General features: G+C 69.0%; 10 protein-coding genes and 1 pseudogene. 2 read left to right on the plus strand and 9 right to left on the minus strand.

The window, feature by feature from the left end; translation table 11 throughout:
- Nucleotides 1-136 precede the first annotated feature (136 nt).
- Nucleotides 137-442: pseudogene (locus tag ACIQFZ_RS42825) on the minus strand (transposase); the annotation flags it as partial.
- A 531-nt stretch (nt 443-973) separates the two neighbouring features.
- A complete protein-coding gene (locus tag ACIQFZ_RS42830; RefSeq protein ID WP_402693931.1) occupies nt 974-1291 on the minus strand; it encodes an FAD-binding protein in 318 nt (105 codons plus the stop codon).
- A gap of 135 nt (nt 1292-1426) precedes the next feature.
- Here ACIQFZ_RS42830 and ACIQFZ_RS42835 point away from each other — a divergent pair, with 135 nt between their 5' ends.
- Complete coding sequence (locus ACIQFZ_RS42835; RefSeq protein WP_402693932.1) at nt 1427-1870, plus strand: universal stress protein; 444 nt, start codon at nt 1427-1429, stop codon at nt 1868-1870.
- Nucleotides 1871-2044: 174 nt separating this feature from the next.
- Here ACIQFZ_RS42835 and ACIQFZ_RS42840 read toward each other — a convergent pair whose 3' ends face one another.
- The 6 genes from ACIQFZ_RS42840 to ACIQFZ_RS42865 form a co-directional block, all read right to left on the minus strand.
- Nucleotides 2045-2503 carry a CBS domain-containing protein gene (locus tag ACIQFZ_RS42840; protein WP_376607301.1) on the minus strand — a complete coding sequence of 153 codons (459 nt, stop codon included), beginning with the start codon at nt 2501-2503 and terminating at the stop codon, nt 2045-2047.
- A 25-nt stretch (nt 2504-2528) separates the two neighbouring features.
- Nucleotides 2529-3518, minus strand: a complete 990-nt coding sequence (locus ACIQFZ_RS42845; protein ID WP_402693933.1) for an Acg family FMN-binding oxidoreductase — start codon at nt 3516-3518, stop codon at nt 2529-2531.
- A 30-nt stretch (nt 3519-3548) separates the two neighbouring features.
- The gene (locus tag ACIQFZ_RS42850; protein ID WP_402693934.1) at nt 3549-4427 is read right to left on the minus strand and encodes a universal stress protein; all 879 of its coding nucleotides are present in this window, start codon (nt 4425-4427) and stop codon (nt 3549-3551) included.
- Nucleotides 4411-4695 (minus strand): DUF1918 domain-containing protein, encoded by a 285-nt coding sequence (locus ACIQFZ_RS42855; protein WP_402693935.1) that lies wholly within the window; start codon nt 4693-4695, stop codon nt 4411-4413. Before ACIQFZ_RS42855 ends, ACIQFZ_RS42850 begins: the two co-directional genes overlap by 17 nt.
- A gap of 239 nt (nt 4696-4934) precedes the next feature.
- Nucleotides 4935-5426, minus strand: a complete 492-nt coding sequence (locus tag ACIQFZ_RS42860) for a hypothetical protein (protein ID WP_402693936.1) — start codon at nt 5424-5426, stop codon at nt 4935-4937.
- A gap of 31 nt (nt 5427-5457) precedes the next feature.
- Nucleotides 5458-5901: a hypothetical protein gene (locus ACIQFZ_RS42865; protein WP_402693937.1), complete on the minus strand. Its 444-nt coding sequence runs from the start codon at nt 5899-5901 to the stop codon at nt 5458-5460.
- Between the two features lie 116 nt (nt 5902-6017).
- Here ACIQFZ_RS42865 and ACIQFZ_RS42870 point away from each other — a divergent pair, with 116 nt between their 5' ends.
- A complete protein-coding gene (locus tag ACIQFZ_RS42870) occupies nt 6018-6719 on the plus strand; it encodes a hypothetical protein (protein WP_402693938.1) in 702 nt (233 codons plus the stop codon).
- Between the two features lie 247 nt (nt 6720-6966).
- On the opposite strand, the gene ACIQFZ_RS42875 is transcribed toward ACIQFZ_RS42870, so the two are convergent.
- Nucleotides 6967-7167: hypothetical protein (locus ACIQFZ_RS42875; protein WP_402693939.1), on the minus strand; the 201-nt coding region annotated here is incomplete at its 5' end.

Raw genomic sequence — 7167 nt, forward strand, 5'->3', positions numbered from 1 at the left:
AAGCGTGAAGAACTCCCATCATCGCAGGTCACAAGGCACTTCCTCGTCTCCGGAGAAGCTATCCACAGACATCAAGCCGGTGGATCCGGGCTCAGACTGCACCGGGGGCATCCACGCCTTGGGCACGCTACCCACACTTCTTGACGATCTGGGGCTCGAAGCTGCCGGCGGTGTCCCGGGGCACCTTCACCTCCACCGGCCCGACGTCGGGCAGCACGGTCTTCGCCCTGGTGCCGTTGCGGCTGTTGCCGTTGTTCTTCCCGGCCGGATCATGCTTCTCATAGCCGAGGTGATCGGTGATCTCGCCCTCCAGGGCGGACTCCAGCACCCGCTTCGTCAGCATCTGCAACAGCCGGCCCTCGCCAGTCAGCTGCAGTCCCTCACTGCGGGCTCGGTCCACCAGCATCGCGACGAGTTGCTCGTCCGACGCGGCCGACCGCATCGGACCACCAGCCGACTCCTCCACGGACTCGTGCCCGATCGTCGTCTCGCTCACTTGGCGTCTCTCCCTTGAGCAGCAGATCCGCCGTTGATTAGACACTCCCCAAGCAGGACTCGACCACGCAGCATGATCACACCAGGCCCGCCAGCAGCGCGAAACTCGAGGGCCCCTGGGAGGATGGGCGTAATCAGGCAGCGATGATCACCCGGCGAGGTTTGGCGACCATCTTCCGGCGTTGCGGTGCCGGGTTTCGGCGAGGATGAGCCTGGCGTGCTGCTCGTTGTAGATCAGCATCCGATTCGTGCAGTCGGCCCGACGACCTGCCGCGTACCTCGTACGCCGATGACGGCGTCCGTTTCCGCTTGCTGACCGCACAGGTCCGCTCACGCCACGGATAGGAGCGCGGAGCCGCTCCTTATCCGGAAGTGATGCGAACCCTGGCCTCCCGACCGGCGTCGTCACCGGGGCGGGGCCTGATGTTCTGGACACCGGCCGCGCCGTGCTCGGACGGACTGCGCGGCCGATGGGTCCTCAACTCACCGGTGCAGGCTCCACCGGCTTCAGGTCGAGCCGGTTCTGTGCCTGAGCAACGTGTCGGCCGGCGAGCCGGCCGGAGATCATCGCCCACCCGATGTGCAGGCCGTGGTTGAGTAACTGCAGGCCGCCTTGCCCAGTGGACCCTGCGGCCCACAGGCCCGGGATCGGCTCGCCGTCGGCATCGGTCACCCGCAGTTCGGTGTCAACGGCGAGACCAGCGTCGGCCAGCGTGACGTAGGCCTGCATCGGGCCAAGCGCGTAGAAGGGGCCATCGGTGATGCCCTCGGCGCTGACGGCACCGTCGTCCGTCATGCCGCCGGATGGTCATCGCCGGCGTTGCTGCGATGCGTCTCGCAGCGTGGAGAACAGGGGCGGACCGGCCGAGCGGGCGCACACACCGAAGAACCAAGCGGGCGCACACACTGAAGGAAAGGAGAGGTGAGACGCATGGACAGGGATGTCTCCGAGCGCCGGGTGGTGGTAGGCGTTGATGGGTCGCAGTCCTCGTATGAGGCCCTGCGCTGGGCCGTGCGCTACGCCGGACTGGTCGACGGCATCGTGGAGGCGGTCGCGGTGTGGGAGCTGCCGGGCCTGTACAGCTGGTCGGCACCCGCCGTGGACATGGAAGTCGACGAGGACGAGACCCGGGAGAAGATGCGCAAGGAGCTCACCGAGGTGCTCGGTGCGGATGCTGCGGGCTCGGTCAGGAGCCATCTGGTGCACGGCAACCCGGCCGACGTCCTGCTGCGGGCCGCCGAAGGAGCCGAGGTCCTGGTTGTGGGCAGCCGGGGCAGGGGCGGGTTCGCGCGGGCTCTGCTTGGCTCCGTCAGTCAGCACGTGTCGCAGCATGCGGGCTGCCCGGTCGTGATCGTGCGCTGCCAGAAGCAGTGAGTCCGTACGTCTCCCTGGCGGTCCGCACGCTGACGATGGGTTGTGCGGCTCGGGCTGCCGGTTGATGAGTCGTACGTCGTGCCTCGGTGTGACGAGCTGCGTCGCGTGCCGGTCCCGGGGCGACGCTGTCGCCGTGAGGCACGTCGGTCGACCGCCTCGCGGAGATCCGCGAAGTCAGGGCTCATGCGGAGACGCAGTTTCCGAGGGAGGCCCGGGCGGCTCCTGCAGGACGCTCCAGGCGACCGGACCCAGCAGGTCGCCGAGTCGCCGGAAGACCTCGAGAAACAGGTCGTCGATGGTCAGCACGCCGACCACCCGACCTGCCTCCAGCACCGGAAGTCGGCGGACCCCCGTGCGACGGAAGGACCGGTAGGCCAACTGGAGGTCGTCGGCGGCTTCGATCGTGGCGACGCGTGGTGACATGACCGCCTCCACGTGGGCCTCCGTGCCCAGGCCGCCGCCCATGCCCCGTACGGCCAGGTCGCGGTCGGTGACTATGCCGCGCAGTGCTCCGTCCTCGACTACGAGGACAGAGCCGACGGCGCACTCGGCCATCCGTCGGGACACCTCGACCAGGGAGACGTGTGGCGGTACGCACACCGCCGGAGCAGTCATCACCTCGGAAACCTTCATGCGACTGCACGCTCCGATCGGTCCGTCAGAGGACGTCGAGCAGATCGGCCACCGGCCGCCGTGGGCTCGCGTGGCCCTCGGGGCCGTAGCCGAGCCGGATTATTATCTGGACGTGGGCCATGGCCGAGACAGGATCGCGGACGGACCACCGGATCTTCGGCCACTCCAGGGGCTGGGAGGTGACCGAGGCGACCAGCCCGTCCGTGGTGGCCCGGAGCAGGACTCGCTCCAGTGCCTGACCGGCACGGAGCCAGTCCACAGGCTCATCGTGGGCCGTACCCAGCAGGGCGATGTTCGGGTTCTTCTCGAAGGTCGCCCAGCTTCGCCCGGGCATCGGACGGCCGACGGCGAAGTCACGCACCGGGGCCGAGGTACCGCGTTGGCGAGGACCGAACGCCTCACCGGGAATGCCGTCGGCCGTCCCCGCCGTTCCTGACAGCTCCGTGTGCGTCCAGCGCTCCGTTTCCCCGCGTACTTCCGGGTTGAACGCTTCCCAGCCCTCGGCATCCCGCACCAACTCCAGGATCGCCTGCACGTGCCAGGCACCGGGGAACAACAGCTGGGCCCCCTCGGCGCGGGCCGCTTCGTACAGCCTCTCCCGCACGGCGGCCGGGAGTGCTTCGTCACGGAAGGGAAGGCAGCTGGAGCGACGGCGACGGATCGCAGGGCCCAGCCGGGCGAGCGCCCCGTCGGGTGGTCCGGTGCCGCACAGATCCACCTCGGCGAGGAAGTCCTGGTGCGTCGGGTCGGGCAGCAACCGGACGACCGGCGCCTGCCCTGCCGCGGCGGTGGCCACACGCAGGTTGAGGAGCGCGGCGCCGCACCCCATGTGCAGGCCGCGATTCACGGGGTCTGTTCGCGGGAGTGCGCGCTCCGGATCGGCGTACAGACGCAGGACGCCGGTGTGCCGCAGATAGCGGAAGGCCCAGGGCTGCGCGTTGTGCAGCGAGGGCGCCGCGGCGGCGTCCGCGACGAGTGCCTCGACGGTGTTCACGTCGGGAGGTTCTGCGGTCACGGTGGTTTCCCTTCGTGACGACCCGGCCGTTTACCCGTGTGTCGGGACGGCGATGACAGGGCAGCCGGCGTGGTGCAGCACGCCTTGGCTGACCGAGCCCAGCAGCATGCCGGTGAATCCTCCCCGGCCTCGGGTCCCCACCACCAGGCCCAGTGCATGCGCCGAGGCATCGGTGAGCACCTGGACGGGATGCCCGACGACCACTTCGTGGCGCAGGTCCACCTCGGGGAAGCGGGCGTGGCGGCCCGCCACGATCTCGGAGAGCAGCCGACGGCACTCCTGCTGCGGCTCGTACTTGTCGAAGATCCTGAGCGGCCCCGGCTCCCAGGCGAAAACGGCTCGCAACTCGGCGCCGCGCAAGGCTGCCTCCTCGAACGCCATATCGACCGCGGCAGCGGAGTGTTCGCTGCCGTCGACGCCGACGACGTAGTACGCGGGGTCCTGGGTGATGTGTTCCGGCTCGGGGACGACCACCAAGGGACAGTGCGTATGGGCCATCACCGGGAGGGCGAGCGACGCGGAGCCGAACACCTCCTGCCTCCGGCTCAGGTGCCGTGATCCCAGCACGACGGCGGTTGCGTCGCGGCTCTGCTCGCGCAGCACCCACACCGGGTCGCCCTCCGCGAGCAGGGCGTCCACCTCGAGCTGCGGGTGCCGGGCCACGACGAAGTCCGTGACCTCCTCGAGCACCTGCTTCCCGGCCTTGTGCAGCGCCTCGTTCCATTCCTCCCACGACGGCGGGACGTCCGGCTTCCGGTAGCCCCTGGTCGGCACGCCCTCAACGTGGACCGGGCGCAACGGCAGCAGCCGGCGGGCGGCTTCGTCGGCGGCCCAGACCACTGCCATCCGGTGGGCCGGATCAGGATTGACGCCCACCACGATCGGCCGACGGTCACCGGGCCGTGACATGGTCGCCTCCGGTCACCAAATGCCTGATGTACGCATCAGGGCCAGGGAAGTACAGGGTCACCCGTCCGCTGTCGGCCCAGCGCACGTCGCAGGGCGGGCTGCCGTCCGGATGGCGGAGACCGACAATCTCGCCGTCTCGGACGATGACCCTGGCTGCGGTTCCGCGTACGACGATCTCGTCGCCGACGCGCATCCAGGTGCCGCCGGCTTCGGAGCCGGTGCTCCGTACGGCCCGGTCGTTGTCCTTCGCTGGTGCGGGAGCGGACATCGCCCTCGCCTCCTCCCTGCGGTGGCGCGGAGAGGTGCCGCCGATTCCATGGAAGGCCCTGGGATGTGGGACCTGCCAGGGGCCAATGGTCCCCGCGACGCGCCTGCCGGCCCTCCGCTGTACGCGCCTGTCACTGCGCGCGGACCGAGAGCACAGAGGGGTGGGGCACCGCTGTGTCGGGGGCGCGGCGCGATGCCCCGCGCCCAGGCGGGTTTCGATGTCGGTTCGCACCGAGGCGGTCAGCTCTTCAAGGGCCTGGGACCGGACCGGTGGGGCCGGCTCGGGGCCCTTGATCCATGTAGGCCATGGCTGCGGTGCTTGCCGGAATAGTTCCGCCGGTCGGCCCTCCCAGCGCGGCGCTGGGTGCGGATGAGGGTGCCGTCGATCAGGACCACCTCCCCGCCCCGCTTGGCGACCTTCCTCAGCGCACGGTCCAGGCGCGGCGCCTGGGCGGCGAGCAGTCCGATCAGCTCGTCCCGCCAGCGGCGGACGGTCGACTCGGACACGTCGTTGCCGCCGGCCATATCGGCCAGGCGCTGGTCGTGCCGCAGCACAGCCAGAACGGTCACCACGATCTTCCCCGGCGGCAGGATCCGCCACCGGGACCGAATCGCCTTCAGATGGCGCCTGAGCAGATCGGCGAGGTGGTTGACGGTGCGCGTGGACAGCGGCAGACGGCACTTGTAGACGAACGGGAAGGTGTCTTCGGCGCGCTCTTTGGTATTCGTCACACAATTCTAACGGCCGCCGGGGGCAATCCGGTTACGCCCGTGCCGAGCCGCGCCGAGTGGCGGTCTTCCTGGTCATAGGCGGGTGGTGGAGTCTGACCAGCTTGCTGCGGAGCGGTTCCAGCTTGGCCCGCATGCTGACGTCCACCCCCACCACCTCGCTGACCTCGCGGGCCGTGATCGGTCCGGCGGCCTGCCGCACGGCGGCGAGGATGTGCTGGTAGTCCGGCGGGAGCGTGTCCTCCTCCACGCTCGGTGCGCGGTGCGGGATCAGCATCACAGCCTGCCTGCCCACCTGCCCGGGCGTTGGCGTCGCCGAGGCGCGTTCGACGGCGAGCTGTTCGTTCACCCGCTCAAGGACTCGTTCGGCGATGGCGAGTTCGTCCCGCTCGGCCCGTACCTCCGCCAACTGTTCTTCGAGTTCGTCCAGTTCCGCGCGCCGCACAGTGATCCGTTCCAGCAGCTCGGGATCCAGCATGCACAGGATCGTAGAAGACCGCCGAGCACTGTGAGCAAGAACCGGCGGTCAGGTCCGCTCATCGTGGCCTGTCCGTCGCCTTCTGCTTGACGGCGGCCGGGTCTAGGCTGGATCGCGTGACTCCCGGTGAGTTGGTGCGTCCCGGACCTGACGGTGACACGACCGACCTCGTCTTCCGCGAGACCGGCGGTTCGCGCGGCCATGCGGTGCTGATCGCGCTCGCTTCTCTGGTGCGGATGCTGATTCTGTTCGGCTGCGTGGGAATCGTGATCATGGTGTTCATGGCCGCCTTCGGCGTCGACTTTCCCGAGGTCCTGTTCGTGGCCGGCCTGGTTGCGGTGGCCGGCTCTCTCGTCGCCGCCCCCTTTGTTGTGGCCGGCGCACTGCGTCGTGTCCGTCGAGTTCGGTTCGCCCTGGCTCAGGCCTCGTCCCGGTTTCGCTTGATCCGGGCGGGTCGCCCGGAGCCCTGGATGCCGATCGCCGACCTGGCGCGCATAGATCTGGTCGAGAGCATCGTCGAGCCGTACGAGGGCGACCCTCTGCCGGCCACCCGAACGCTGATGGTCGTATTAGTCAGGGGAGATGACTTGGCCCAGCTGGCTTGCGGTCACCCGAGGCATACGGACGGGCGGCAGCTCAAGGAGACCCTGGATGCGCTCCTTTCGGATGTCGGGGTCCCCGTTCAGCTGGAGACATCGCGCACCCAGCGGCCCAAGCCTCCGCCGAAACCTCGTCGGTCACGTTCGGCTCATGCCAGCGTGATCGCCAACAACGGGAGGTCGGGCGGTCCGGGATCCGGCAACGCGGCCGACTTCTGAGGACCGCTCCCGAACCGGCCGCGGCTACCGACGGTCCCCGGCGTGAGGCCGAGGTCGGTCAGCGCGGCACCGCGTCGAACGGAAGATCTACGACATTCTCCTAAAGCCGCCGAAAGCACCTGTCTCACCCGCGGCGGCAAGGTTGTTGAGGCGAACGCACTGACAGACAATCTACTCCTCAGACATCCTCCCACGACCAGCGTGAGCACCCCGAGAACCGTTCACACCAGCCCTTTGACCTGCGACTTCAAGTTGGTGAAGGCTCACTGCTGGCGTGCTTGACGAGGAACGCCCATGTATCCCGATGCGCTTGGAGGTTAGCGGCGGAGATGCCGGCGGCTGCCCGTAGCACCGAACTCTCCTTGGTGTTCTCTGTCGCATCCGTGCTGGCGAGTTCGGCGTAGAGGTCGGGCCGACGGGCCCGGAGGCGCAGCGCGTACGCGGCCCC

It is taken from the genome of Streptomyces sp. NPDC093064 (genome assembly GCF_044754605.1).
Lineage (GTDB): Bacteria > Actinomycetota > Actinomycetes > Streptomycetales > Streptomycetaceae > Streptomyces.